The sequence below is a fragment of the Nocardioides alcanivorans genome, from assembly GCF_021555175.1.
Lineage (GTDB): Bacteria > Actinomycetota > Actinomycetes > Propionibacteriales > Nocardioidaceae > Nocardioides > Nocardioides alcanivorans.
The window spans coordinates 124,373-150,105 of the sequence record NZ_JAKGRW010000002.1 but is presented as its reverse complement, the minus strand read 5'-3'; the positions used below and the strand labels follow the sequence as shown (position 1 = coordinate 150,105).

21 protein-coding genes are annotated in these 25,733 nt (G+C 65.8%); 6 read left to right on the top strand and 15 right to left on the bottom strand.

The genetic code is table 11. From position 1 onward, the window contains the following. Positions 1–15: 15 nt before the first annotated feature. Positions 16–762 carry a TetR/AcrR family transcriptional regulator gene (locus L1066_RS00820; RefSeq protein WP_235734473.1) on the top strand — a complete coding sequence of 249 codons (747 nt, stop codon included), beginning with the start codon at positions 16–18 and terminating at the stop codon, positions 760–762. A gap of 3 nt (positions 763–765) precedes the next feature. On the opposite strand, the gene L1066_RS00815 is transcribed toward L1066_RS00820, so the two are convergent. The 6 genes from L1066_RS00815 to L1066_RS00795 all read right to left on the bottom strand — a co-directional run bounded on the left by L1066_RS00815 (position 766) and on the right by L1066_RS00795 (position 5,787). Continuing rightward, on the bottom strand, positions 766–1,464 hold the full coding sequence (locus tag L1066_RS00815; RefSeq protein ID WP_235734472.1) for an NAD-dependent deacylase: 699 nt from the start codon (positions 1,462–1,464) through the stop codon (positions 766–768). 175 nt (positions 1,465–1,639) lie between these two features. Then, on the bottom strand, positions 1,640–2,740 hold the full coding sequence (locus L1066_RS00810) for a N(5)-(carboxyethyl)ornithine synthase (RefSeq protein WP_235734471.1): 1,101 nt from the start codon (positions 2,738–2,740) through the stop codon (positions 1,640–1,642). Between the two features lie 35 nt (positions 2,741–2,775). Continuing rightward, positions 2,776–2,907 carry a hypothetical protein gene (locus L1066_RS26290; protein WP_283095225.1) on the bottom strand — a complete coding sequence of 44 codons (132 nt, stop codon included), beginning with the start codon at positions 2,905–2,907 and terminating at the stop codon, positions 2,776–2,778. Between the two features lie 462 nt (positions 2,908–3,369). Next, positions 3,370–4,638 carry an RNA-directed DNA polymerase gene (locus tag L1066_RS00805; protein ID WP_235734470.1) on the bottom strand — a complete coding sequence of 423 codons (1,269 nt, stop codon included), beginning with the start codon at positions 4,636–4,638 and terminating at the stop codon, positions 3,370–3,372. Positions 4,639–4,996: 358 nt separating this feature from the next. Further along, positions 4,997–5,632, bottom strand: coding sequence for a Fic family protein (locus tag L1066_RS00800; RefSeq protein ID WP_235734469.1), 636 nt, complete (start codon positions 5,630–5,632; stop codon positions 4,997–4,999). Next, a complete protein-coding gene (locus tag L1066_RS00795) occupies positions 5,632–5,787 on the bottom strand; it encodes a hypothetical protein (protein ID WP_235734468.1) in 156 nt (51 codons plus the stop codon). The genes L1066_RS00800 and L1066_RS00795 overlap by 1 nt, the downstream gene beginning before the upstream one ends. Positions 5,788–6,116: 329 nt before the next feature. Here L1066_RS00795 and L1066_RS00790 point away from each other — a divergent pair, with 329 nt between their 5' ends. Further along, positions 6,117–7,244, top strand: a complete 1,128-nt coding sequence (locus L1066_RS00790) for an AlbA family DNA-binding domain-containing protein (RefSeq protein WP_235734467.1) — start codon at positions 6,117–6,119, stop codon at positions 7,242–7,244. 390 nt (positions 7,245–7,634) lie between these two features. Here the strand turns inward: L1066_RS00790 and L1066_RS00785 are convergent, their stop codons facing one another. From L1066_RS00785 to L1066_RS00760, 6 genes are read right to left on the bottom strand one after another with little or no spacing between them, the layout of a single operon-like run. Next, a complete protein-coding gene (locus tag L1066_RS00785) occupies positions 7,635–8,978 on the bottom strand; it encodes an SMODS domain-containing nucleotidyltransferase (RefSeq protein WP_235734466.1) in 1,344 nt (447 codons plus the stop codon). After that, entirely contained in the window at positions 8,975–9,952 is a 978-nt protein-coding gene (locus L1066_RS00780) for a CBASS cGAMP-activated phospholipase (RefSeq protein ID WP_235734465.1), read from the bottom strand. The genes L1066_RS00785 and L1066_RS00780 overlap by 4 nt, the downstream gene beginning before the upstream one ends. After that, positions 9,952–13,170 (bottom strand): type I restriction endonuclease subunit R, encoded by a 3,219-nt coding sequence (locus L1066_RS00775; RefSeq protein ID WP_235734464.1) that lies wholly within the window; start codon positions 13,168–13,170, stop codon positions 9,952–9,954. The genes L1066_RS00780 and L1066_RS00775 overlap by 1 nt, the downstream gene beginning before the upstream one ends. Next, positions 13,170–14,393: a restriction endonuclease subunit S gene (locus L1066_RS00770; protein ID WP_235734463.1), complete on the bottom strand. Its 1,224-nt coding sequence runs from the start codon at positions 14,391–14,393 to the stop codon at positions 13,170–13,172. Before L1066_RS00770 ends, L1066_RS00775 begins: the two co-directional genes overlap by 1 nt. Next, positions 14,386–16,005 (bottom strand): class I SAM-dependent DNA methyltransferase, encoded by a 1,620-nt coding sequence (locus L1066_RS00765; protein WP_235734462.1) that lies wholly within the window; start codon positions 16,003–16,005, stop codon positions 14,386–14,388. The genes L1066_RS00770 and L1066_RS00765 overlap by 8 nt, the downstream gene beginning before the upstream one ends. Before the next feature lies 1 nt (position 16,006). Then, positions 16,007–17,743 carry a hypothetical protein gene (locus tag L1066_RS00760; protein WP_235734461.1) on the bottom strand — a complete coding sequence of 579 codons (1,737 nt, stop codon included), beginning with the start codon at positions 17,741–17,743 and terminating at the stop codon, positions 16,007–16,009. A 323-nt stretch (positions 17,744–18,066) separates the two neighbouring features. On the opposite strand from L1066_RS00760, the gene L1066_RS00755 reads away from it, so the two are divergent. Next, positions 18,067–19,479 (top strand): hypothetical protein, encoded by a 1,413-nt coding sequence (locus L1066_RS00755; protein WP_235734460.1) that lies wholly within the window; start codon positions 18,067–18,069, stop codon positions 19,477–19,479. A 42-nt stretch (positions 19,480–19,521) separates the two neighbouring features. Here L1066_RS00755 and L1066_RS00750 read toward each other — a convergent pair whose 3' ends face one another. Continuing rightward, positions 19,522–19,794: a hypothetical protein gene (locus tag L1066_RS00750; RefSeq protein ID WP_235734459.1), complete on the bottom strand. Its 273-nt coding sequence runs from the start codon at positions 19,792–19,794 to the stop codon at positions 19,522–19,524. Positions 19,795–20,131: 337 nt separating this feature from the next. Here L1066_RS00750 and mobF point away from each other — a divergent pair, with 337 nt between their 5' ends. Further along, positions 20,132–22,750 carry a MobF family relaxase gene (gene mobF / locus L1066_RS00745; RefSeq protein ID WP_235734458.1) on the top strand — a complete coding sequence of 873 codons (2,619 nt, stop codon included), beginning with the start codon at positions 20,132–20,134 and terminating at the stop codon, positions 22,748–22,750. Here mobF and L1066_RS00740 read toward each other — a convergent pair. Further along, positions 22,675–23,364, bottom strand: coding sequence for a helix-turn-helix domain-containing protein (locus L1066_RS00740; protein ID WP_235734457.1), 690 nt, complete (start codon positions 23,362–23,364; stop codon positions 22,675–22,677). The two genes, mobF and L1066_RS00740, sit on opposite strands and share 76 nt — an antisense overlap. A gap of 99 nt (positions 23,365–23,463) precedes the next feature. On the opposite strand from L1066_RS00740, the gene L1066_RS00735 reads away from it, so the two are divergent. Continuing rightward, entirely contained in the window at positions 23,464–23,685 is a 222-nt protein-coding gene (locus tag L1066_RS00735; protein WP_235734456.1) for a helix-turn-helix domain-containing protein, read from the top strand. A gap of 6 nt (positions 23,686–23,691) precedes the next feature. After that, on the top strand, positions 23,692–24,903 hold the full coding sequence (locus L1066_RS00730) for a tyrosine-type recombinase/integrase (RefSeq protein ID WP_235734455.1): 1,212 nt from the start codon (positions 23,692–23,694) through the stop codon (positions 24,901–24,903). 56 nt (positions 24,904–24,959) lie between these two features. On the opposite strand, the gene L1066_RS00725 is transcribed toward L1066_RS00730, so the two are convergent. Next, positions 24,960–25,655 (bottom strand): DUF3800 domain-containing protein, encoded by a 696-nt coding sequence (locus L1066_RS00725; protein WP_235734454.1) that lies wholly within the window; start codon positions 25,653–25,655, stop codon positions 24,960–24,962. Positions 25,656–25,733 lie beyond the last annotated feature (78 nt).

Genomic DNA, 25,733 nt, shown 5'->3' with positions numbered 1-25,733 from the left:
GGGGAGGGTTTTTCGATGACGGGGCGCCGGGAGAAGCAACGCGAGGCGACGTACGCCGAGATCGTCGGCACCGCACGCAACCTGCTGGCCGAGGGCGGGGAGTTGTCGCTGCGGGCGATCGCCAAGCGGATGGGGATGACGGCTCCGGCGCTCTACCGCTACGTGGCCAGCTACCAGGAGCTCGTCGACCTGGTCGCCTTCGAGATCGACCGGGCCGCGACCGATTCACTCATCCTCGCCGCCGAGCGTCACCCCGAGGACGACCCGGCCGCGCGGTTGGTTGCGGCAGCGGTGGCCTTCAGGCGATGGGCGCTGAGCAGTCCCCGCGAGTTCGGGCTGGTCTTCGCCAACCCGATCGCCGACACCGCGTGCGTCCGGCGTGAGCTCCTCACCACGGCAACCTCGGGACACTTCATGAACGGGCTGCTCGTGCAGGTCTGGCGGCGCACCGACTTCGCCCATCCCACACTGGACGAGCTGCCCGTGGCCGTGCGGGAGGCGGTCGAGGAACCGCTCATCCCGATGGATGCCTCGGTCATCGACGCTGCCGACCGCGGCGTGCTGTGGATCTTCATGCAGGCCTGGCAGGCGCTCTACGGCGTGGTCACGCTCGAGGTCTTCGGACACATGGATCCGCGAGTCATCGAGAGCGGCGCCATGCTCGTGCAGATGGTGCACACCTGGATCCCCCGCTTGGGGTTGGAGCCGGACGCGGAGCGCTTGCACGCCCTCGTGGACGTGGAGCTGGCTCGCGGATCCTGAGGGTCAGAAACCCAGCGGGTGGAGCACCTCGTCGACCCACGCGGGCACGAGCTCACTGGCCCGTCCGTGGCGGGCCTCGGCGAAGAAGTCGGTGCCCTCACTGGGTTCGAGGTTGAGCTCGAGGGTGCGGGCTCCGCATGCTGCCGCCATCTGCACGAAGCCAGCCGCTGGGTAGACCGCGCCCGAGGTGCCGATCGAGACGAAGAGGTCGGCGCGCATGAGCCTGCCCTGGATCACGTCCATGCCGTAGGGCACCTCCCCGAACCAGACCACATCGGGCCGCAGCTCGGGCATGCCGCAGCGCGGGCAGGGCGGGAAGTCGTAGAGGTCGTCGGTCCAGTGGCTCCGGCCACCGCAGCTGCGACAGAGCGCGGAGAGCAGTTCACCGTGCATGTGCGCCACCTGCTGGGACCCACCCCGCTCATGCAGGTCGTCGATGTTCTGCGTGACCAGGAAGAGACCCTCGCCGAGCACCTCTTCGAGCCTGCCCAGCGCGACGTGTGCCGGGTTCGGCGTCACGTCGGCAAGCGCCCGGCGGCGCTCGTCGTAGAAGTGCTGCACCGCGGTGGGGGTTGCCTCGTAGGCCTCGGGCGTGGCCACGTCCTCGATCCGGTGGCCAGCCCAGAGACCGTCGGCGTCACGGAAGGTCGGCACCCCACTCTCGGCAGAGATCCCGGCACCGGTCAGCACGACGATGTTCACGCGGGCCAGAGTAATCGCCGTCACGCAACCAGGATGCGGCACCCGTCCGGACTCGATCGGACGGTTCGAGCCCGGTCCGCACCTTCGATGGAGTGGAACTGCTGTGATTCGCTGGATTCACCGCATTTTCACTCCACCGAAGGCAGCGCTGAGGGGGTTCCGATGGAGCCAGGTCTCAGAGCAGCGCGTACGGCGACTCGGTGGCCCGCCGCTGGAAGTCCAGGATCGCGGGGTTGACGACGCGACCCTCCCGGATCTCGATCGCCCGGCTGAGTGTCTCGTTGCCGTCCCAGCCGGTGGGGCCCTCGAGCACTGGGCGCAGGAAGGGGATCAACGCGTTGCTGTTCTCCCATGTCGCCGAGTTCCACAGGTAGGAGGGGCTGTGGTCGACGGCGTAGTAGAGGACGTTGTCACCCACCACGAACGTCGGCTCGTCGAACGTCGTCGGCCGTGCCCAGCTGAAGCCCATGTCCCGGTCGCACGAGACGTCGACGATCACGCTTCCCGGATGGAAGGCGTCGAGGTCGCTCTCGTCGAGGTAGACGAGGGGGTGGGCGGTGTCCTGCAGGGTGCAGTTGACGACGATGTCGTTCTCGGCCAGGTAGGCCGGCAACGGCTCGCGGCCCCGCTCGGTGATGACGTGGCTGACGCCCTCGTCCGGGTCGTGGTCGAACTGGCGGATCAGCACCGAGTGGATCGGCGACCCCACGGCGGTGACGCCGCGATTGGTCAAGACCGCGACCTGGTGGACGCCGTGGGCATTGAGGGCCGTCACGGCTCCGCGGGCGGTGGCACCGAACCCGATGACCACGGCCGACAGGCGCCGTCCGTAGTCGCCGGTGAGGCCAGCCAGCTCGAGCGCGTGGAGCACCGAGCTGTAGCCGGCGAGCTCGTTGTTCTTGTGGAACACGTGCAGGCCGACACCGCCGTCGCGGCTCCAGTGGTTCATCACCTCGAAGGCGATCAGCGTCAGCTGCCGGTCGATCGCGAGCTGGGTGAGCTCCGGGTCCTGCACGCAGTGCGGCCACCCCCACAGCACTTGGCCCGACCCCAGCGCGGCGACGTCCGAGTGCTGGGGCTTGGGCAGCAGCACGACGTCGGAGTCCGCCAGGATCTGCTCGCGCGAGGCGAACCCGGCGACGTGCTCGCCCAGCGCGGCGTCGGAGACACCGAAGCGCGCGCCGTACCCGTGCTCGAGGGTGATGCTGGCCCTGATGTCGGCGTCGAGGTGTGGGATGTGATCCGGGTGGAGCGGCAGCCGACGTTCGTTCTCCATCACCGACGAACCCACGACGCCAAGCCCCAGGAGCGTCACTTCTTCCGGGCCGGGGTCTTGTCGGGGAGGATCGCCTCCGAGACCTTGCCGCGCTTCTCGGCGCGTTTCTCCTTGATGGACTTGCCGGACTTCTTGCTCATGCCCTGCCGCGGTGACTTGTCACTCATGGGCGCAACTCTCTGAGAGGAAGCCTGGACGGCTCCGTCTCACGAGCCTACGCCCTGCATCCCAGCTTCCGCGGGGCCGCCCCAGCCGGGCGACGCAGGCGGGCCCACCATGACGAAGAACGGTCCGGTGGCCCCTTTTCACCAGGCAAGATCCGACCCGGTGGCGGGCAGTACGCCGTCGCCCCGGTCGGACTCACGGCCTCGGAGCGCGACTTCTTCTCCACTTCCCTGAGTGGTGAGTGATGTCGCAGGTACGCACGAGTCGACCAGGACGCGGAAGATCGATCGTCGAGACGCCCGGTCGGGCAGGCCGTAGCCCTGTTCACGTCGGATGAGCGGCCCTGCGTGAATCGCATGGTTGGCCGGCAGCAACGCGAGTCGACAGGGCCGAGTAAGAATTCGCGCACCCAACACTGCTCACCTGCGCAAAGCATCCCCCGAACCAGCACGCAGTGCCCCGGGTCAGCGGACCGGGTATGCCCAGGAGGGACGGAAGAGGGGAAGACGTCGACGCAACCGCGGCTTCGGCATCTTGTTTGGGCTGACATAGAACGTCACGCCCAAACGATGCGCGTCCTTCCAACCGTCGACTGAGTCCCACTTCTTCGGGCGCGCCCACCGAGCATGCCGGAACTCGTAGGCAAGGAGCCAATCGCTTGAGCTCAACGCATCATCGGCCTCCGCCCGCTTCACGGCCTGGTTGAAATCGACCGACTGCATCAGCCGACTCGATCCCTCGCACAAGTCCCTGAGCAGAATCAGGCTGCACGCATCGCTCATGCCGGCCACTGCTCGCCCGCTGGCGGCGTCGAGGGGTAGACCCAGCTCGCGGAGTATGAACAAGATCCACGCGGTCTCGAACCCGTGCTCCAATGCCGCGTGTCGGGCCAGGAGGTCGTTGAGAACCTCCGACACCCTGTCCTGGTCAACAGGAAGGCCGTGATCCTTGGCGAACCGAAGCACGCGGTACGCGTGTCGCAGCGTGCTCGGCTCAAGGCCGACCGAGGCCAGGACAAGGTCGCGGTACAACGGCCAACTCGACGCACCGGCGGGGAACGGGTTGCAACGCATGATCGCGTAGCTCATGACACCTTGCGTAGCGAACCGCTGCCGCTCATCGAACGCGAGGTCAAACAGGTCAACGATGTCTGCCGCCAAATTGCTATCAGAGCGGTCCCTGTAGCGGTGCGTGCGAAGTTTTCGAACCCAACGTGCCTCAACGGGCTCAAGCCCATCGATGACCGCGACCTTGTTCGGGTTTACCGCGAGTTCGAAGTCCAACAGCAGGTGCTGGTAGGTCGCCAGCACGCTGTGCGCTTCATCGTGACTGGTCGCATAGAACGTCATGTCGTCACCGAACCGCGCGCAGCGCTTCGACAGCGAGGGATGACGCTTGGCAAGCTCAGCATCGATCTTCGCGAGCACCACTTCGGCAATCAGCCAGGAGGTGTCGGGACCTACGGAGAGACCGATCGTCTGCCCACCACGTCCGTTGCGGAGGAGCTTGTCCAAGGTCGGCCCAAGCCCCGTGCCGTGGATGTTCAGCTTCGCCTTCTTCTTCCCCCGGATCGCCCAGTCGACCGCGTGGGTGTAGATGGAGGGGTAGAACTGACTGATGTCGGTCCTAAGCGTGAGGCGGCCGCCTGGCATGCGGGCCACAAGTTCCCGGCCCCACTCAGCGATGGGCTTCTTGTACGCAAGCGACCGCCCGGCTGAGTAGTAGCCGCGCACGGGTCGGCTGAGCGAGATCGGGCTCTGCGCCGAGAGGCGCTGGAGTCGCGTCCAGTTTGCCGAACACGCCTCCGCCAAGAAGTACTGGCTGAATGGGTTCGGAATTTCGGCCGACCGCCGCAGGCCCCCAGCACGCGTCAGGCTGAACTTGGCCGGATACCTCCACTTCCCATCCGAGGGAGGGTGAGCGAGCTGGCCTTGCTGGCGAAGTCGGCGGAGGTGAAGCACGGCGGCAGCTCCTGGGGCAGATACCCGCGCGCCAACGCGTCCGACAACCGCACTTGGCCAGCCTAGCTGGTCTTCCCACTTCACCAGCGCGAAATCGGTCCATCGCGGCCACCGGCAGCTGTGCGTCCGATCAAGCCTCGTCGCCGACCTCGAAGACGTTGATGAAGTCGACCAACTGCGCGGGGTCGCGGGTCAAGTCGTACTCACCAAGCAGCCGGATGTACGTCTTCCGATCGATCGCCCAGTCGTATGCCATGACAGGGCCGTCGTCGTCCTGAGCGGCGAGGAACACGAGGTCGGCGATCAGCCGTGTCACGCGACCATTGCCGTCGACAAACGGGTGGATATGGACCAGCGCCGCGTGGGCGGCGATGCCCAGCCATGTCGGCGTTACGCCCGCGCCGTGTTCCCACTGCCAGCGCAGGTTGTCGAGAGAGTTCCGCATCTCGACGGCGATGTGTTCCGGGGCGATGCCAATGTTCGTCTCTCGCGATCGCTGGCGCCCTCCCCATTCCCAGACCGCCGCGTACAGGCGCCGGTGCAGCTCGCGGACGAGGTGGTCGGTCAGCAGGTCGGACGCCGTCAGATCGCGTCGCACCACGCGAGCGACGTATTCGTCGGCGACCTCGTTCTGGATCAGTTGCTCGAGGTCGTAGAGGTCTGCCTTGCGGATCGGATCACCGAGAAGTTCTCGAGCAGCGTCAGTAAGGGCCTCGCGCTCTTCCTCGGTGAGAAGGGTTTCGCCGTAGTCCGGCCGGAAGGCCATCAGGCCTTGGCGCGGAGGGCAGCGACGAAGTTCTCGACCTTCTCGGAGCGGACGTGGTCTGCAGGGACCTCACGTCGTTCCAGCCGGGCGGACGCCTTGGTCGAGCGCGCAACCAACCGACGACGGGCCTCAGCCGACATCGTGTGCTTGGTCATCGCTGCTCCTTAGGCGGCGGGGGTATCCCCGCCTAGAGGGTGGACCGTGGCCTCACGGCCAGCCCAGTTCCACAAGGATACCTCTAGGGCACAGGGCCGAGCCCCTTCCAAGTCCCCCGGAGGCCGCGCCACGCCGGACTGTTGTTGCCGATGGCCGGAACAGACGCTCGCAGGCGGCTGCCCAAATCCGTGTGGAACTCTGCGCGCGGCGTCATCCTAGCGGTGACACCTCACGGGACTCGTCCGTCGGCGCTCCCTGCTACAAACGGCATGTGACGAGTGCGCCCGCAGCTTCGAGGTACCAGACCATCAGCGCCGCGGCGCGCCAAATGCTGGCGCTCGGCGAATCGGACCGATACGAGTTTAAGCGCGACGTTGACGCCGTCACGGTGGGACTGCTGGCCGCGCTGGCCAACTGGGTCGCTGCTGATCCTGCGCGCGACGTTGCCCATCTGCTCGTCGGCGTGGATGAGGTCGAAGACGCGACGACGGGTCTCGTCGCAGGCGTCCCCTTCGGCCTCCCGAAGGGGCTCGACAAAGCGGTCGCCCGGATCCAGGACGTTGCGAGCAAAACACGTCCAGTCCCTGTCGACGTATTTATTGTGGAAGAGGGCGTCGCCGAGAAGACTCCGTTCGTCCGTGTCGAGGTACGCCCGACCATGCCGCCGCACTTCGATGATCAGGGGCGGCGTCAGACTCGCCAAGGTCGATCAACTCGTGCCCTGGCAGACGAAGAGTTGTTGCGTATCTACCTCGACCGCGAGGCAGGCAGCTTCGCCACACGCTTCCGCCAGACTAGTGCGGAACTGCAGTTGGCAGTTGGTGCCGTCGGGAGTCAGGTCGACCAGATCGCTGAGGGCATCCAACGCCACATCGCGGACCCGATTCGACAGTTGATCGGAACCACAGCGGAAGCGGCTGACGCGGCAGCGTCCGCGTCATCATCCGCGGACTCGGCCTCTGCCTCCGCCGACTCCGTTCAGTACGAGGTCGAACACGTTCAGCGTCTGATGCGGGACCTGCGAGACGTCGTCAAGGAATTGCAGGACGACTCGTTGCAGAACCTGGCCTATCGAGTCCTCAATCTCCGTCGGCAGGTGTGGTGGAACTTCACCGTGGATACCTGGGAGCACAACTCGAAGCGGGCGGGGCTGATCGAACGCCGGCTACGCGAACTGCTCGGCGGGGACGTGTCGCTGGACGCCGCTCGCAACAGTTGGGAACTCCGGGTCTGGCAGGACTTGCTCGAGGACCGAAAGTCACAGCGCGGCGAGCGCGGCACGCAGAAGTGGTGGGACGCAGCAATCCGCGAGGTTGTCAGCTTTATGGAGCAGCCGGCATACCCCGGACCCGACTTGCCGGACCTTCGCACCGCGCTCCGGGCCGACCTAGATCACGAGATCCATCATCCGGAGAGCGAGACGAACCGGTTCTCCCGACTGGTGAGCGAGCCATAGTCGCCCGTCTCGCGATGACGTGGGATCCGGCCAGGCTGTCGGCAGCTGTGCCACGCGTACCCCGGCAACGACCACGCGTCGACGTCTGCCATCTGGCTGGCCGATGTTGGAGCCTGTCGATGATCGTCGGAATCTTGCGGACTTTTTTGCGAACCAGACGCGGACTTTCGGCCTCGTGCCCCGTCTGACCTGCGGAAACGCAAAGACTCAGTAGTACCAGGGGTAGTCGGCACGGGCGTGTTGGCAGGGGCTGGCCGTTGCTGGTGGTTGGCTGAAAAGCCCGTGTGAACAGCGGAAACGTCGCCTCAGTCGCGCCGGGCGTTGTTGGTCACTTCGTGGCGCTGCTGAACTTCTTGCGGACTTTTTGCGGACCGACCTCGCGGACCTTGGCTACGTGATGATCACCGGATGGTGGTCCTTCGCGACTACCACGCCGCCCTTGACGACGTACACCTCGACGTAGTGGTTCCCCCGGAACGACGTGGGTTCCGTCCGCGAACGGGATCCCCCGTCCCTCACGATCTGGCCGCGGATCGAGTTGCGTGCGATCGCCTCGGGCCCAGTGTTGCGTACCTTCCACCAGACCTCGTAGGGCTCCGGCACGTTCGAGGAAGCGATTGAGAAGGTGAGGTTTCGGCCTCGGTCGACACGGTTGCCGCGCTTCGAGAGCGTGTAGGTCCGCCAGCCATCGCGTCGGACGGTCCGCGCTTGCAGCCTGACGCGATACGCGGGGTTGAGCGCGACCACGAACTTCGATTCGGCGAACTCCTCCGTGTCGTGGACGCTGGACGCGGCGCGGTGAGCCTCGGACGTCTTGACCGCGGTCGTCGAGTAGGTGCCGAACTTGTCCCCAAAGAGCTTGCGCCACTTCCGGTAGCTCTCGGCGGGATCCGGCTCGTCGTAGGCATCCTGCGCCCAGCCGGCGTAGACATTGATCCATGTCCGGAAGTTGGCGTACTGGGCCTGGTCCCATCGGTGGTTGAAGTTCTCCGTCGGGCAGCTCGGGTCGTCGATGCTGGGCATCGTCGGGTTGGCCTGAAGGTAGTCGTCGAGATCGACCAGCAGGCTGAGGAACGCTGTCGGCAGATCCTTGTAGCGGTCGGGGTTCGCGAGGAGAGCAGCACCAGTGACCCGCTCGCCGACGAGGATGGTCAGAATGACGGACTTGACCGAGTAGTTGTTCTTGAAGTCGCGGACGTATTTCAGGAGCCGGATCGCCTTGACGAGGCGCCCGCTCGTCAGGCGGTTCTGGTCATCGAGCCACTGATTGAAGCCCTCGGGGTTGGTGCGCTCGTAGGCGTTCTGGTTGCGGTTCGTGATGTACCGCTGGTCGTGCCTGGTCAGGAACGGGACGACGTCCATGTGGAACTCGCCCGCGTAGTTGACGACGACACACCGCGACCGGCGGCTCACCTTTTCTCGATAGGTGCCACTCGACCGGAAGACCTTGTACAGCTCTTCGACGTAGTCCTTGGCGTCCCAGCCGTCGACCTCGTTCATGTCGAACAAGACGTCAGCGTCGAACTCGTCGCTAAGCCCGACGGGGTTAATGATCGTCCGTTGCGCGTACGAACCCTGAGGTATGAGTTCGATGAAGTTGCTCGAGATGACGTCTGACCCCGACGACAAGAAGTTGCCGACCGCTTCGACGCGGCTGTCGAGAGTGGCGATGCGGCTGTCGCTGAGGTTGACCTTGTTCTTGAGGAACGCGTCGAAGTGCTTGACCAGCTTCATCGGGCACCCTGGTGCAGCGGCACGAAGGGCCGCGCCTTGTCGATCAGAAACATCTGCTTCACCTTCGGGAACTCATCGCGCGCCACGGTCGAGCCGAGTCCCCGCAGCGATCCGATCTCCTTGATGCCATCCAACTTGTATCGGTCGCCGCCGACAGTCTTGGAGATGCGGTGGACGTTGTCGTGGCCAAGCAGAAGCGTGGCGGTCCCGATCGAGGCGGACGACTGGGCGCTCATGAATGTGCCGACCAAGTTTGGCAGCCAGCGTCCGATGCCGAGCCCACCCCGGCTGCGGTCACGCATGGTCGGCGCAGACTCGGTGCAACTGATGCTCAGCAGCCTGACGGAGCCCTTCGGCCAGTCGAGAACGCCGAGCGCCTCAACGGCTACTGCGCCCATCGGGTTGTTCGCCCAGAGGCCGCCATCGATGAGCGGCGTGCCCGCCGGAAGCCGATGAGTACGGAAGTAGGTCGGGGCTGCTGCGGTCGCCATCGCGACGTCCACAACCTTGGCCTGGTGGTCGCGCTCGAACCGCGCGTGATGCGCTGTCTTGAAGACGTGGACATCACCGGTGTCGAGATTCGTTGCGGGTACGACGAGTCGGGTCTTCGCCTCGCCGAGTAGCCGATCCCCGAATACATCCACGAGCGCTTCGCGAAGGGGTTCAGCGCCGTACTTTGCGCCGAGTAGCCCACCGAAGGCCCCCTTCGCCCGGGCAAAGATGGCCGGGCCGTGAGACTCGTAGAAGTTGAGGATGTCCTTCGCGGTGAGCCCAAGTCCCAGACCCAGGGCGATGATGCCGCCGGTCGAAGTTCCTGCGATGAGGTCGAAGTATTCGACCAGCGGCTCACCTAGGGTTTCCTCAAAATCGGCAAGGACCGAGGCCGAGAAGGTTCCCTTGATGCCGCCGCCGTCCAAGGAGAGCACCCGAAAGACGGGCGCATCCTCGATGACGGGAACCGGGTCAGTTGACATCAGGACTGCCCAGCCCGACCAGACACGAAACTTGGTGCCATGCTCTCCATCTGCTCGATGACGAGCCGGATGGCCTCGGGCTGCTTGTCCGGCGGGTACTTGTACTTCACAAGCAGCCGCTTGATCGACGAGCGGAGCTTGGCGCGTACGTCATCGCGCACGGTCCAGTCCGTCTTGATGTCGCGGCGCATCACGCCGACGAGTTCCCGCGCGATCTCGGCCAGGATGTCCTCGCCCTGGAGTTCGACGGCGGACTCGTTGGACGACACAGCGTCGTAGAACGCCAACTCGTCGGAGTTGAGGGGCGGCGTGAAGTGCGCGCCGCGGTTGCCCTCGGCCGCGACCTCCTTCGCCAACTCGATCAGCTCGGCGATGACCTCGGCGGAGGTCAGTTGCTGGTTGGTGTACTTGTTCATCAACTCGCGGAGCTTCTCGGAGAACGCGCGGTGGCGCACGAGGTTGCGACTCGTTGCCTTCGTGCTCTCCTCGGTCAGCAGGTCACGCAGCGCCTCGATCGCAAGGTGCGGGTTCTCGGCCTGCAGGGTCTTGGCGACGAACTCCGGGCCGAGCTGCGACAGCGACGGCTTGGGCATGCCAGCTGCCTCATAGATGTCGATGACGTCGCCGGTCTCGGTCGAGGTCGCGACGAGGCTCGACAGCAGGCGCTGGATCTCTTCGGGGACCGGCCGGCCCTGTGCCTGCCGCTCCTGGGCATCGAACTTGCCCACCCAGACGCGCACCTCCTCGTAGAACTTCGCCGTCGGGCGCAGGTCTTCGAGGGTCTGCGAACCAGCAGCCAACGCCCACGCTCGAGCCAGCTGGTTCGCGAACTTCCGGAACCGATCGACCAGCGCTGTCTCGCCCTCGCCCGGCTGGTTGCCGGGCGTCGCAGGCGAGCGGAGGTAGTTGGTCAGTCCGACAGCGGCCTTGATCCAGCTGCGTGCATCGCCTTGGAGCTGCTGACGCCACGGGTATCCAGCGCACACCTCGTCCAAAGAGGCGATCAGTTGGCGTGCGAGAACGGCGGCCTCGTCGATGTTGCGCCCAACTGGCTTCTTCGCCTGGTCGGTCTCGGTGTATTCGGCCAGCGCCTTGCTCAGGTTCTCGACCAGCGGCGCGTACGCCACCAGCAGGCCATCGGGCTTGCCACGGAAGGTGCGGTTGACCCGCGCCAACGTCTGCATCAGGAGAGCACCCTTGAGCGGGCGGTCGAGGTAGAGCGTGTGAAGCGGCGGCGCGTCGAAGCCCGTGAGCATCATGTCCTTGACGATGACGATCTGAAGCGGGTCCTCAGCGTCCTTGAGCCGCTTCTGGATGACCTTGTTCAAGGCCTCGCGGCGGACGTGCTTGGCGACGACGCCCCTGTCAGACGCGGAGCCTGAATAGACGACCTTGACGACGCCCTTGTCGACCGCGTCGTCGTGCCATTCAGGCCGAAGCTTGATGATCTCCTCGTAGAGGTTCGCGCAAATCTCACGCGTTGCGCCGACGATGAACGCCTTGCCGGGCGACTCGATGAACGACACCATCGCGGCTGAGCGCTTGTCCCAGTGGTCGACGATGTCCTTTGCCAGCGCCTCCAGCCGCGCGGGGGCGCCGTACATCGCGTTGATGACCGCCACGGACTTCTCGACCCTCTCGCGCTCGACCTCATCGAGGCCGGTGACCGCCTCGTCCGCTGCCGCGTCGAGCTCGTCCTCGGTCACCTCGCCCGCGAGCTTCACTGCGACGAGGCGGGGCTCGAAGTAGACCGGCACGGTCGCACCGTCTGCCACGGCGCGGGTGAGGTCGTAGGTGTCGATGACTCGCCCGAACACCTCTTGCGTGTCCCGCTCCGCGGTCGAGAGGGGCGTGCCGGTGAAGGCGATGAAGGCGGCGTTGGGGAGCGCATCACGGATGTGACGGGCGAAGCCGTCGAGGTCGTCGTAGTGGCTGCGGTGGGCCTCGTCGACGATCACGATGATGTTGCGGCGATCGGTGAGCAACGGATGGTCAAGGCCGGCCTCGCGCTCCTTGCCGGTGAGACCGAACTTCTGCAGAGTCGTGAAGTAGATCCCGCCGGTGACTCGGTTGATCAGCTCCTCGCGCAACTGCTTGCGGGTCGTCACATTGATCGGGTTCTCAGCCAGAAGCTGCGAGCGGTTGAACGCCTCGAACAGCTGGCTGTCGAGCTCGGTGCGGTCGGTAACGACTACGAGGGTCGGGTTCTTCAGCTTCGGCTGGCGAGAGACAGCGTGGGCGTAGAGCTCCATCTCCATCGACTTGCCCGAACCCTGGGTGTGCCACACGACGCCGGCCTTGCCGTTCGACTCAAGGGCGTCGACCGTCGAGCCGACGGCCTTGGTCACTGCGAAGTACTGGTGCGGCTTCGCGATCCGCTTGGCGTAGCCATCGGCCCCCTCGTCGAAGGCGACGAAGTCTCGCTGGAGTTGGAGGAAGCGCTCCTGGTTGAAGATCCCGGGAACCAGGTCAAACATCTCGACCGTTACGGGCAGCCAGACATCGTCGGGGTTAACGCCGGGCTCGACAAGGTCGGCGGGGTCGAGGCGTCCGAGCGGCTTCCCGTCGTCGTCGACGTTCCACGGGGAGTAGTGGTTCAGCGGCGTGAACGGCGTGCCGTACCGGGCGTGGATTCCGTCGGAGATGACCGTGAGCACGACGAAGCGGAACGCCATGGGGAACTCGCGGAGGTAGGTCGCCAACTGGGCGTGAGCCGAGGCGATGTCTGCCGCCTCAGCGCCCGCACGCTTGAGTTCTGCGATGACGACCGGCAGGCCGTTCACGTAGAGCACGATGTCGAAGCGACGTACAACGTCGACGGATCGGATGGTGACCTGGTTGACCGTGAGGAACTCGTTGTCGTCGACGTTGTGGCTGACGAACCGGATGGTCGGGTTCTGCTCGACGCCATCGGAATCGACGTAGGCAATCCCGCGGTAGCCGTCCACGAGGATCTGGTGAAGGCGGAAGTTCTCAGCCAGCGGGTCCTGCGACTTCGGTGCCCGGATCTCAGCGAGTGCCTGGATCAGGTACTCGCCCGGCACCGTCGGGTTCAGCTTGCGCAGCGCCGTCAGCGCTCGGCCCGGCAAGACGATGTCGTCCCACGACTCGCGGCCACCCTCCGTGCCGGGCGCGACGTCCTTGCCCTGCCGCGGGAGCCACCCGTGGAAGGAGAGCTCGTCGACCATCTGCTCTTCCCACTCAGCTTCGCTGACCATCAAAGCACCCCTTCCACGGTCTTCCCCGCGTCCTGGACGCGAACCTTCCCTGACATCAACAGCGGCAGCAGTGCGTCGCGTGTGCGCGCGAGGGTCTCCGATTCCGCCACGACGGCGGCCGCCGCTTCGTGCAACGGGCCAACGACGCTGCCGAATTCGGCCATTGCGTCCCCGCTGGCGAGTCGCACGTTCACCCCCTTGAAACGGCCCCGCGGAAGCTCAAGAAACGTTGCTCCGTTTGCAAAGCTCAGGAACTCGGGCACACGGCTCTTCATCTCGTGGAACAGCCACCACTGGTGCGCAGGGTTCTTTGCATTGACGACGATGAAGCCTTGGTTGACTGCAGTCGGAATCTTCGCCACCGCGAACGCGCCGATCGTCGCCCGAGACGTCATCAGGATCGACCCAACCGGATAGAGCGCTGACGAACAGGCTGCCAAGCCTTCATCCGTGATGGTCCGCGACGTCCCTGCGAGGTAAGGCGCGCCGAGGGCCGTGACGTCCGTCGGCGTCGCCCACTGGACGGCACCGCCCCAGTACTCGTCCACGGTCGTCCGAGGGGTACCTCCACCTCCGATGTCCGCCACTTCTCCGAACGTCAACGGACCAGGACTGGAACCCGCCACTGCCTTCACGAACTGCGCATCTGCCAACCCGAGCAGAAGCTCGGTGGTCTCCTTGTTCGCGGCGATCTTGTCGTCGAGCGCACTGAGCACCTCCGCGATCGCCTGCTGCTGGCTCACCCCGGGAACTCTGAGCGGGACGCCACCGAGGATCCCCGTGTTCAGGTTCAGCATCGTGGCCCCAACTGCGTGACGAACGATCCACTCGCGCGACTCGGCGAGGCCGAGCGCGAACGAGATAAAACGGGAGTCATGGACGCTCTGGTCCTGGATCCGAACGCGAAGGCATCCGGTTCCGCACAACCATCCGGCGTTCTCTTCCCGGACAAGCGCTCGGCGCTCAACGTCACCTCGTCGCGAGTAGACGATGTCGCCAGCCTGGAGCGTGTACTTGGCCAGTCGCGCAAGATCAGCGTCGTTGATCCGAGCGATGCTCTCCGTCGAGATGCGATTGTCGCCGATGTTTTGCGGCATCACACTCGGTGTCCCCTCAGCTACGTAGTCGCTCGCGTGCAGCTGGGACCCGAACGGCCCCGTCTGAATGCCCCCGCCCGAGGCCGCGCAGATCTCAGCAAGTGTGAGAGTGGTCCACTCAGACATCGACCCGCTCCAACTGCTTGCGCACAGCTGCGGCCGCATGCTCGGTCGCGTCGAAGGCCTCAAGCAGTTCCTTCGTGAGCCGTTCGATCTTGGAGTCGATCTCCTCGCCATCGGCTTCTGCCTCAGCAGCGCCGACGTACCGGCCGGGAGTCAATGCGTAATCGGCTTCCTTGATCTCGGCCAATGTGACCGACTTGCAGAAGCCCGGCACGTCGGCGTACTCGGCCGTCGCTGACTTCGTCCCGCGCCAGGCGTGGAACGTGTCGGCGATCTTCTTGATGTCGTTCTCGTCGTCGAGGTCGCGCTCAGCACGATCGACCATGTAGCCGAACTCGCGGGCGTCGATGAAGAGCACCTGACCGGAGCGGTCGATGGAGCCCTGCTTGCCCTTCGTCTTGTCCTTGGCGAAGAACCAGAGACAGACCGGGATGCCGGTGCTGCGGAAGAGCTGGGTCGGCAGGGCGATCATGCAGGAGACGAGATCGGCCTCGACGATCTGAGCTCGGATGTCGCCCTCGCCGTTGGAGTTGGACGACATCGACCCGTTCGCCATGACGACGCCGGCCCTACCGCCCGGCGCGAGCTTGGACAGGATGTGCTGGATCCAGGCGTAGTTGGCGTTGTTGGCCGGCGGGACGCCGTACTTCCACCGCGCGTCCTCGACGTTGCGTGCCCAATCCTTGATGTTGAAGGGCGGGTTGGCCATCACGAAGTCCATCTGAAGGTCGGCGTGCTGGTCGCGCGCGAAGGTGTCGCCCCAGCGGGCGCCGAGGCCCTTGTTCTCGATGCCGTGGATGGCGAGGTTCATCTTGGCGAGACGCCAGGTCTCCTCGTTGCCCTCCTGGCCGAACACCGCGATGTCCTTGGGGTCGCCCTCGTGCTCGTGGATGAACTTCTCGGTCTGGACGAACATGCCGCCCGACCCACAGCACGGGTCGTAGACACGGCCGTGGTTCGGCTCCAGGAGCTCGACGATGACCTTGACGACCGAGGGCGGCGTGAAGAACTCCCCACCCCGCTTGCCCTCGGCGCGGGCGAATGCACCGAGGAAGTACTCGTACACCTCGCCCATCAAATCGCGGGCGCGATGCTCGCCCTGGCGACTGAACCGTGCGTTGTTGAACAGGTCGACAAGCTCGCCAAGACGGCGCTGGTCGATGTTGTCACGGTTGTAGATGCGCGGCAGGGTGCCGACGAGGGTCGGGTTCTCCTGCATCACCGCGTCCATGGCGGTGTCGATGAGCGCACCGATCGTCTTGGCGGGTTCGTCACCGATGGCGGGCCTGCCCTTGGCGTTCTCGGACAGGTAGGCCCACCGGGCCTCCTCCGGAACGACGAAGACACCGTAGCCCTGGTACTCCTCCGGGTCGTCGATCAGGTCGCCGATCTGCTCGTCGTCATAGCCCTCGGCGAGCAGATCCGATCGGATGGCCTCGCGGCGCTCGTCGTAGGCGTCAGAGACGTACTTGAGGAAGACGAGACCGAGGATGACGTCCTTGTACTGGCTCGCCGACAGCGACCCACGGAGCTTGTCGGCGGCCTTCCACAGGGTGTCCTTGAGCTCCTTCATCGTGGAAGGTGCCGTGGTGTCGGTCTTCTTACGCGGGGGCATGTCAGCCTGCCTTCTTCTCGGTGTCGGGCTCGTCGAGGGTCACTGACCCTGCGGCGACGCCCTGAATCAAACTGGTGACGAGGTCGGCGGCTGCCGTCTCGCGCTTGCGGATCTCGGAGAGGTGCTCTTCGACTGTGCCCAGCGCAGCCTCAACACGGTCGACCTGGTCTGCCGGAAGCCCGGGGATCTGCCAGGTCTTCCATTCGGTGTTGCCACGCAGGCGATTGATCGTGGCGGCGAGCGCTCGCGGCCCGATCCCAGCGCGTGCCGAGTCGGGACGCAGGATCCGGCTCGGGGACTCCACGATCGCACCACCGGTCTCATCAACAACGGCTTTCGGCGGATTGGGGGAGAACACGACGTCGCCCGGCTCGGTGTGAACGGCGGAGCGATAGCGGGCAGCTTCGACCAGGCGATCGATCCACCGGGGCTCGCCGCCGTCTGCGGTGATGACCCGAACCGAGCCTGCGGGATCGAGATCATCGTCCGAAATCCGTGCGCCGCTCTGGCGGACGATGAGCCCGGCATCAACCAGCTCGCCGAGGGAGCGGGTTGCGCTCGGCCCAGTAGTGCCGGGTCGGGCGTCAGGGAGATCGAAGCCCGGGATGGGCTCGCGAGTAACCAGCGTGGAGCGGACCAATCGTTCGTGCGCCGACGACGCTTCCAGCGCGGTCGCGGGCTGCGCGCCGATACCGACCGGAACGACGGTGTCGCCGGTCCACACCGCGGCGTACCGCACCGCGCGGCCGTATCGATACGACCGGGCACCGGTCTGCTCAAGCGCGCCGAGCAGATCGGCAGCCAGCTCGGGGCCATCGACCAGTGAGCCAGAAAGATCCCCGACGACTGCGGCCGTTGCCGCAGAGGCGCCCCGAAGAACCCACAGACCCAAGTTCTGCCGGTGAGCGTCGCGCCACAGACCGCGGGGCAGCTTGAAGGCCGCGACCAGAGCGCATCCGTGGTCCTCTGCCCCCGCCTGAAGGGTCGACTTCCGATCGTTGTACAAGTCACCGCGCAGCCGATCACACAGTGCAGACGCCGGACCGACGATAACTGCTATCTGGTCGGTGTCGAGATCGACCGCGATCTCATCTGCCGCATCGAGAGCCGCGTGATCGTCGAGGCCAGCCAACGAAATCACCCTGACCAGCGGCCCGGGAATCGACTCGACCTGGCGTCCGTCGATCGCGTGGAACCGAAGCGCTGCGCGCTCGCTGTCGGGACTCGCCGACTCGAATCCAGCGGCCACCGACCGGGCCTGCGGGTCGAGGCGGAGTTCGACCGCAACGCCGTCGGGCCCGAGGAAGGTGCGGCACACATCGGCAAGCTGCTGAAGGAGGGCGACGGCGGCCGCCGTCAGACCGCGGCCACCCTGAGCCGCGCGCGTCAGGTACAGCCGATCCAGTGCGTCCGACGGGCCGTACGACGCCTCGTGCAGGCCGTCGACATAGGCGGCGAGATCGTCGGCAGCCGAAAGCCGGATCACTTCGTCCAGAAGGAACGTGTCGTCGGGGTCGACCTCTCGTGCCAACGCGATGCGCTCGTCGGCCCCCAGAGGTGCGAGGTCCTGCCCGACGCTGGCTCGGAGCGCGAGCAGCACCACCGCGTCCTCAACGTCGAGGCCAGTGGGAACAGCCACAGCCGGCGCGTCGAGCCGGGCGCTGGCGTTGAGTCCTCGACCAGTCTCCTCCAACCAGTCGATCACCTCGTCGCGGTCGAAGTGTTCGACGTCAGCCACGACCGACCTCGGAGAAGGGAACGGGATGCTTGCAGATCGTGAGCGCCAGTTGGTGACGGCCTGGCGGGTGACGCTTGCGATGCGGGCGATGTCAGACATCGTGACGAGCGACTCCACTGTTCCTCCTCCCTTCTCTCCTGGTCGACCGGTCGGTCCGATGATGGATGAAACGCTAGCCGTCGTCCTAGCCTTCTGGCTGTCTGCGACTGTTTAGCCCACTAAACAGGCTCAACATGGTTCGAATGGTCACAGGCCCCCACCATCGAAAGGGAGGTCGCCGCCGGGGTGGCCCGCACACCTGGAGGTACGGAATGCACACGGAAATGACTGGAGCACGGTTCGATGAGGCGGGCTCGACGGTGATCATCGACGCGCTCGCGCTCACCGAGATCGACGTCGTCAACGAGGCTCGGCACTGGGTCACCGGCGGGCGCGGGCAGCGCTGTGACGACCCGGCTGCGCTCGCCGACGCCGATCTGACGAAGTTCGCGACCGAGGCGTTGGTCCTCGGGGCCAAGGCACTCAGCCTGACCGCACTGACGTCGGAGACCCGTGCTCTCGAGCGGATGCTCAGGGATGTCGGCGACCAGACCTCTGACGCGACACGGCGTGCAGCTGAGGCAACGGCGGACGCTGCCAAGTCGGCGACGGAGACCGTCACGAAGGCCGCCGCCGACGCGAAGAAGGCCATGACCGAGGCCGACGACGCAACCCGCAAGCACCTCGCGGAGGCGGTGGCCGCGACCAAGAAGGACCTGCTCGCCGAGACGCGTCGGCTGTTCGGCGGCGACAACCCGGAGATGCTTGAGCGCCTGCAGCCCGTCCTCGACAAGTTCGCGGTCACCCTGGAGAAGCAGGTGCAGACGAGCACGAGCGAGTTGCTCGCGAAGGCCACCAAGCAGCTCGACCCGAGCGACCCCACGTCTCCGATGGCGAAGCACGCAGCGACGCTCGCCCAGCAGCAGGAGGAGCTCACCAAGAAGTTCGAGAAGGGCCAGGCCGACCTGGCCACGAAGGTCGACACGCTCTGCACCGCCCTGAAAATTCAGGACGCAAAGGCATCGCTCGCCCAGGTGACCCCGATCAAGGGTGCGTCCTTCGAAGACCAGATCCACGCGCTGATGAACGACATCGCGGCCGGCCTCGGCGATGAGTACGAGGACACCACTCGTACGACCGGCCTGGTGTCCCGAAGCAAGAAGGGCGACGGTGTGCTGTCCGTCGCGGGTGCGAGCGCCCGCGTCGTCGTCGAGACGACCGACTCTTCTCGGGCCAACTGGGGCGAGTACTTCGACGAGGCCGAGCGCAACCGGGGCGCCAGCGCCTCGCTGGGCGTGGTCCGCTCCGCCGAGCAGAACGCCGGCCACTCGATCCGCGTCCTCGGCCAGCGACGAGTCGTCCTCGCCTTCGATCCCGACAGCGACGACACCGAGGTGGTCCGCACCGTCGCACTGCTGCTGCGCACGGTCGCGATCGCCGCCTCCGTCCGCACCGGCGACGCCGAGATCGACACGGCCGAAGAGAAGATCGGCGAGGCGGTCACGCAGCTCGACAAGATCGACACCATCAAGAAGACCGCGGGGTCGATCCAGAAGGGCGCCGAGAAGATCGAGAGCGAGTGCACCTCGATCACGACGGCCATTCGCCGGCTCCTCGACCAGGCGCTGGTTGCCCTCGCCGGGCACGAGTCCGGCCCGGGCCAGACGGAGCGCCCCTCGGCCGAATACGCTGCCTGATGACCTCTGATGGGGAGACCGCCGGTGGTGGCGATCTCCCCATCAGAGGTTCGGCGCATCACCAAGGAGCAGCTCAAGCGCGAGGCCATCACCGTCGAGCACGATCATCTGCTCGATCGCACCTTCGAGCCAGAGCATGAGGTCGCGGCGCGTACCCACGATCGGATAGGTCGCAGGAAAGACGCCTTTGTGGATCACATCGAGGGAGAGCACAGCGCGCTCATACCTGAACGAGTCCTCGCCGTCGGCCTGGTCCGCGAGCGCGGCCAGTGACGACCGCGCTGTGGCGTAAGCCGCGATGTACGCCGCTTCCATGAAATGTGTCATGCAGCGAGCGTTCGGCGGAAATGACTGGGTGCGGGACGCCATCGATGATTCTGTGGACAAAGACGTCCGAAGTCGAGCTGTGCACAACTGACAAATGAACGGCTCACGATACTTGACGAAGTTGGCCGTTGCCGGCCGCTCAACTTTCGACTTCAACCCGCCTCTGTATCGCTGTCAGACCCTGTCAAAGCGTCGGCACGCATGCTACGAAGAACGTAGATGGGTCGCCCTGGTTGGGCGGCCCATGATCGATTTTCAGGGTAGTTGTTGGACGTTGCTGAAGGTTGCTGAGGCTAATTCCAGCACCGATTTCGGGGTGATCCGGATGCACGGTGGAGTGAAGTTCTACCGAGGGTCGGCGAAGGCCGCCCGGGCGTACGTCGAGGCCGATCACTCGCGGGCTGATGACTACTATCTCGCCGAAGGCAGCGGTCTGGCGCAGCGTCTGGTCGCCAATCCTGAGCGCGTGGCTGCGAAGGGTGATCTGGACGCCGGTGCCTACGAGTCCTGGGTAGCCGGGATCGACGTCGACACCGGTGCCAAGAAGGGCCGCTTGCGTGACGACGCGAACGCGCTGCGGTTCGTCGAGGTCATCGTCAACGGCCCGAAGACGTGGTCACTGGCCGCGGCTCTGCACCCAGAGGTGTCGGCGGCTCTGGACGCCGCCCAGGGCAGAGCCGCTCGCCAGATTGTTGAGTGGGTGGCGCAGCACGCAACGACACGGTTGGGGCCTCGTGGTCGTCAAGTGCAGGTGCCGGTCGAGCAGATCGAGGCAGCGGTGATCCGGCACTACACGTCGAGGGCGGGCGACCCGCATCGGCATCTGCACCTCCAAATCAACGCGCGGGTGTGGGCCGCCGGCCAATGGCGCGGTCTGCATTCGGTCGGCGTGCGCGACATGATCGAGGCCATCAACGGCATCGGACACGCTGCAGTGGCCACCGACCCCGAGTTCCGTCGCGCACTTGCCGCCCACGGGCTGACGTTGGACGCCAGATCGGGCGAGGTCGAACAACTCGACGCCTACACCGGGGCGTTCAGTGCACGCACCCGGCAGATCCACCGCCACACCGACCGTTACGAGGCCGACTGGCGGCAGCAACACCCCAATGAAGAGCCGGGGCCACGGCTGAGGGAAGTCTGGGACAGACGTGCGTGGGCCGAGGCTCGGCCGGACAAGGTGACTCCGCTCAGCGGCGCAGACCTCGTGGCCCGATGGAACGACGAGTTGCGCGACCTCGGCTACCGCGACGCGAACCGACCGGCAACCGTCACGTCGATGCTGGTGGCACAGGTCGATCGGGACGGTGCCGCGGAGTGGGCGTTGGCGCAGCTCTCGGCCAAGCGGTCAGCCTGGAACATGGCAGACATCCGGGGCCGGGTGGAGATGCTCGTATCTGAGGCGAACCTGGTGGCTGAGGCGGCCGTGCGGATCGAGTTGGTCGAGGACATCACAGCTCGCGCGACCGTCCGGTGCACACCACTGCTCACCAACCCGGACGACGTACCCGAACACGTTCGCGCATTGACCTCGCCGCAGGTGCTCGCAGTGGAGGCCGATCTCCTTCGTCGACTCGCCCGCCGTGGCGAGCGGCCTGCGCGCCGTCTTCGGCTGTCACCTCGGGGGCTCACGCGAGTTTCCCCAAGCCAAGCGGCAGTCGTGGGTGCGCTGGCGGGCGACGGGACGCTGGTGGTCGTGGAGGGTGCGGCCGGCGCCGGCAAGACCACAGCGTTGCGGGCCACTCAGGAAGTCCTCGCTGCCCGGGGGCACCGGCTGATGGTCGTCACACCGACATTGAAAGCTGCCGAGGTCGCCGCGGCCGAGACCGGTGCACAGGGGCACTCAGCTGCGTGGCTGATCCACCAGCACGGGTGGCGTTGGGACCGCGAGGGTCACTGGGCACGCCTGCCCGATGCGACGCCAACCCCGGCGGCGCGTCTGCGACGCGGTGATCTGCTGCTGGTCGATGAGGCCGGGATGCTCGATCAGGACAGCGCTCGTGCCCTGCTGTCCATCGCTGACGAGGCGGGTGCGCGAGTCGCGCTCGTCGGAGATCGGCACCAGCTTCCCGCGGTCGGTCGCGGCGGTCTGCTCGACCATGCCGTCTCGTGGGCGCACCCGACCGCTGTCGTCACGTTGGAAAAGGTGCATCGATTCAGCGACCCCGACTATGCCGCCATCAGCCTGCAGATGCGTACCGGTGAGAACCCAATGGGCGTGTTCGACGCACTGCACCGCCGAGGACAGATTGTGGTCCACGCAAGTAAGAGCGAGCGCGACGCGGCAATGGCCGCAGCCGGCGCCGACGGAGATCTCGTGGTCGCCGACACCCGCGAGCAGGTCGCTGACTTCAACACTGCCATCCGCGGCCGACGCCAGACAGTCACCGAGAACGAGGGTGTGCTCGTCACGGCGCGTGGGGAGCAGTTGGGGGTCGGTGATCGCGTCGCGACCCGTCGCAACGACAGCACCCTCGGTGTCGCCAACCGGCAGACCTGGACCGTCGCCGGCGTGGGTCTCGACGGAACGCTCACCCTGCGCAGCAATGGCCGCGACCGAGTGGTGCCGGCCGCGTACGCCGCCCGCTTCGTCGAACTGGCGTACGCGACCACCGTCCACGGCGCCCAAGGCGAGACCGTCGAGCGGGCGCACGTCGCCATCAGCCAGACCACTGGAGCCGCGGCGGCGTACGTCGCGATGACCCGCGGGCGCCAGGCAAACACTGCGCATGTCGTGGCTGACAGCGTCGAGGACGCCCAGCGACAGTGGGTCGAGGTCTTCCAGCGCGACCGCGCTGACCTCGGCCCTGCACATGCCCGGCGGCAGGCCATCGACGCTGTCGATCGCTACGGCAGCCGGGGCGGTCCTCAACGGCCGGAAGCCCAGGCCCGCCGCACGATGCTGACCGGCGAATCCCGAGAGATGCGTGGGATCGGCTTCTGAGGCGGACGGGGCTTCCGTTTGCGGATCGGGCGCCACGTCACGCCGACCTCGTTAGTGATCCAGGCGCTGAATCCGCCCGGGTCCCGCGGTGACGTGTCCTGCGAGGAGATGGCCGCTGCCAGAACCGGTTGCCACGCTCGCCGGATCGCCTCGGGGATTTCCAGCCTGTCCCAGACTTGGACCAACAACACACCGTCGACCGCGTCCAGCAACAGTTCTGCGGTGCCGTGCAGGATCGCCCACGTGTAGAAGTCGATGCGTTCAGTCTCGACCGACAGGTCCCACACCCGTGTACGCGAGGACTTGAACAAGAAGCCGGCGACTTGGACCTTGCTGAAGCACGCCGGAATCGGCACGGTCCACAAGCGCTCAGGAACCCAGAAGGTCCCGATCTCTGGGTCATCGTGCTCCTCGAAGTTGATGATCGGCTTGAACGTGAGTTCCGCATCGGCCGCTGCCAGCAGCCGTTCAACGACCTCCAACGTCGGTGCCTTCTTGCGAGCCTCATACTCCGAGACCGACGACTGTTGCGTGCCCGACCAGTACGCCATGTGCGCCTGGGTCAGACCCGCTGCGCGGCGGGCCCGCTCGATGACCGTCTCCGATGCCTCCATCGTCACAGAATATCGCTGAACATCGATGGGAAGCGCTCGCGCACCTAATGGGTGAGGCTGAGAACCGCTTGGCCTCCTCACCAGGCAAGGAGCACGACCATGACGACTCCACTCATCGATCCCGACAACCACGAACACGACGAGATGCTCTCGATCCAGGAAGCTGCCGTCCTCCTGCGAGTCCCCGTCGCCACCATGCGCTACTGGCGCTACTGCGGCGACGGACCCCACAGCTTTCGCCTCGGTCGCCACGTCCGCTACTGGCGCACTGATTTGATTCTCTGGCGTGCCGAGCAGAGCCGCCGCCCGGAAGCGCGGTGAGGTGCCATGGCTGGCAACATCGCCAAGCGACCCGACGGGCGCTGGCGCGCACGCTACCGCGATGAACGAGGCCGCGAACGGTCCCGTCACTTCGGTCGGCGCATTGATGCCCAACGCTGGCTCGACGACATCACCGCCAGCCTCCGCGACGGCACCTGGGTCGAACCTCGCGCAGGCAGGACCACCTTCGACGAGTTCTACGCCGACTGGGCACCTCGACAACTCTGGTTGCCATCGACCAGGGCAAACGCGGACCTGGCCGTTGGGTCTGTTCCATTCGGCGATCTGCCGTTCAAGGCCATCCGCCGCTCCCACATCGAGGCCTGGGTCAAGGAAGCCTCCGAGAAGTGGGCGCCGACCACCGTGAAGGTCAGATTCGTGATTGTTCGATCCGTCTTTCGTGCCGCAGTCGCCGATCGCGTCATCGGTGCCGATCCGTGTGCCGGGGTCACCCTTCCACGCCGGCGCAAGACCGAAGCCGCCATGCAGATCCCCACGGTCGCCGAGGTCGGCCGCCTCCTCGCCCACGCCGACAGCACCCGCGTTTCGACACGCAAGGGTTTCCGCGCCTACGTCGCACTTTGCGCCTTCGCCGGGCTTCGCAAGGGCGAGGCTGCTGCGGTGCAGGTCCGCGACATCGACTTCCAACAGCGAACTCTGACGATCGCTCGCCAACTTCAACGCGAGGGGTCGACGTACGCCGTGCGGTTGCCGAAGTACAACTCCGAGCGCGTGGTCTTCCTCCCCGACGACCTGCTGACCGCACTGTCGGAGCACATCACCACCCACCTACCTGAGGCCGAACCGAACGCCTGGTTGTTCACGGTCGGCGACGGGCCGATGTATGACAACGACATCACTTGGCGCTGGCGAGCCACGCGCACGGCCGCCAAGCTGCCGCACGTCCGGCTGCACGACCTCAGGCACTTCTACGCCTCGGGTCTCATTGCAGCAGGCTGCGATGTCGTCACCGTCCAGCGAGCTCTGGGCCACTCCACCGCGACCACGACACTGAACACCTACAGCCACCTGTGGCCCACAGCTGAAGACCGCACGCGGGCTGCGGCAGGAGACCTGATGAAGCAAGCTGTCGGTGGCAGCGCATCCAAGCCGAACCCCTCCGCTCGACATGGCGGCCAGCGGCGAATGACCGCACCAGACGCCAGCCGTGGCAGTCCCGCAGCGCGCCAGCAACCACCGAGAGGGCTCTCCTTGTGACGCCAACCTTGCGGGCCGCTCACCCAAGACCCGTCTCTCAGGTGAGCGGGTTCGGCCTACGCGCCGAACCGCTTGCGGTCGAGCGTCTTGAAGTAGCCCTTCTTCAAGGCTCGCTCGGCTCTATCCTTCGGGGTTGAGAAGAAGTCGCGCTCTGAAGCTGTGAGTCCGACGGTGTTGATCTTCTGCCGCAGAAGTGCCAGCGTGCAGCACAGGTCGGCGGCCTGGAACAGGCTGTAGTCGGCAGGAACCACCTTGCGTACCTCGACGCTGAGGTGGGCATTGAAGATGCTGTTGACGAGGTGGGTGATCTCTCTCTGGCCGTTGTCGTAGTAGACGACGATGCGCTCCCAGGACAGGAAGAACTCGTAGTTCGACCGGATGAGGGCGCCGAGTTCGCGCGCCATCGCGCTGACGAGTTGGTCCGTGTCGCCAAGCTCGCGCTTGCTGAAGACCCATGAGTGGTGAGTGATGTCGCAGGTGCGCACGAAGTCGACCAGGACCCGGAAGATCGATCGCCGAGACGCCCGGTCGAGCAGACCGTAGTCCTGTTCGCGTCGGATGAGTGGCCCGGTGTGAATCGCATGATTGGCCGGCAGTCCCCGCACCACCAGTGCCTCGTGAATCTTGTCGAGGTGGCCGCCGATGTCATCACTCTGGTCGTGGAAGACAAGGCTGAGCACGTAGAACGGCGAATGCTTCTCGAAAGGACCGAAGTCGCCTGACTCGTCGATGAAGATGCTCAACTCACGCACGCCGCGACCCCTGCAAACGACTTGAGGCGGGAAGAACCCGCCTCAAGAGGGTGGCGGGGGATGTCCCCGCCTAAAGGT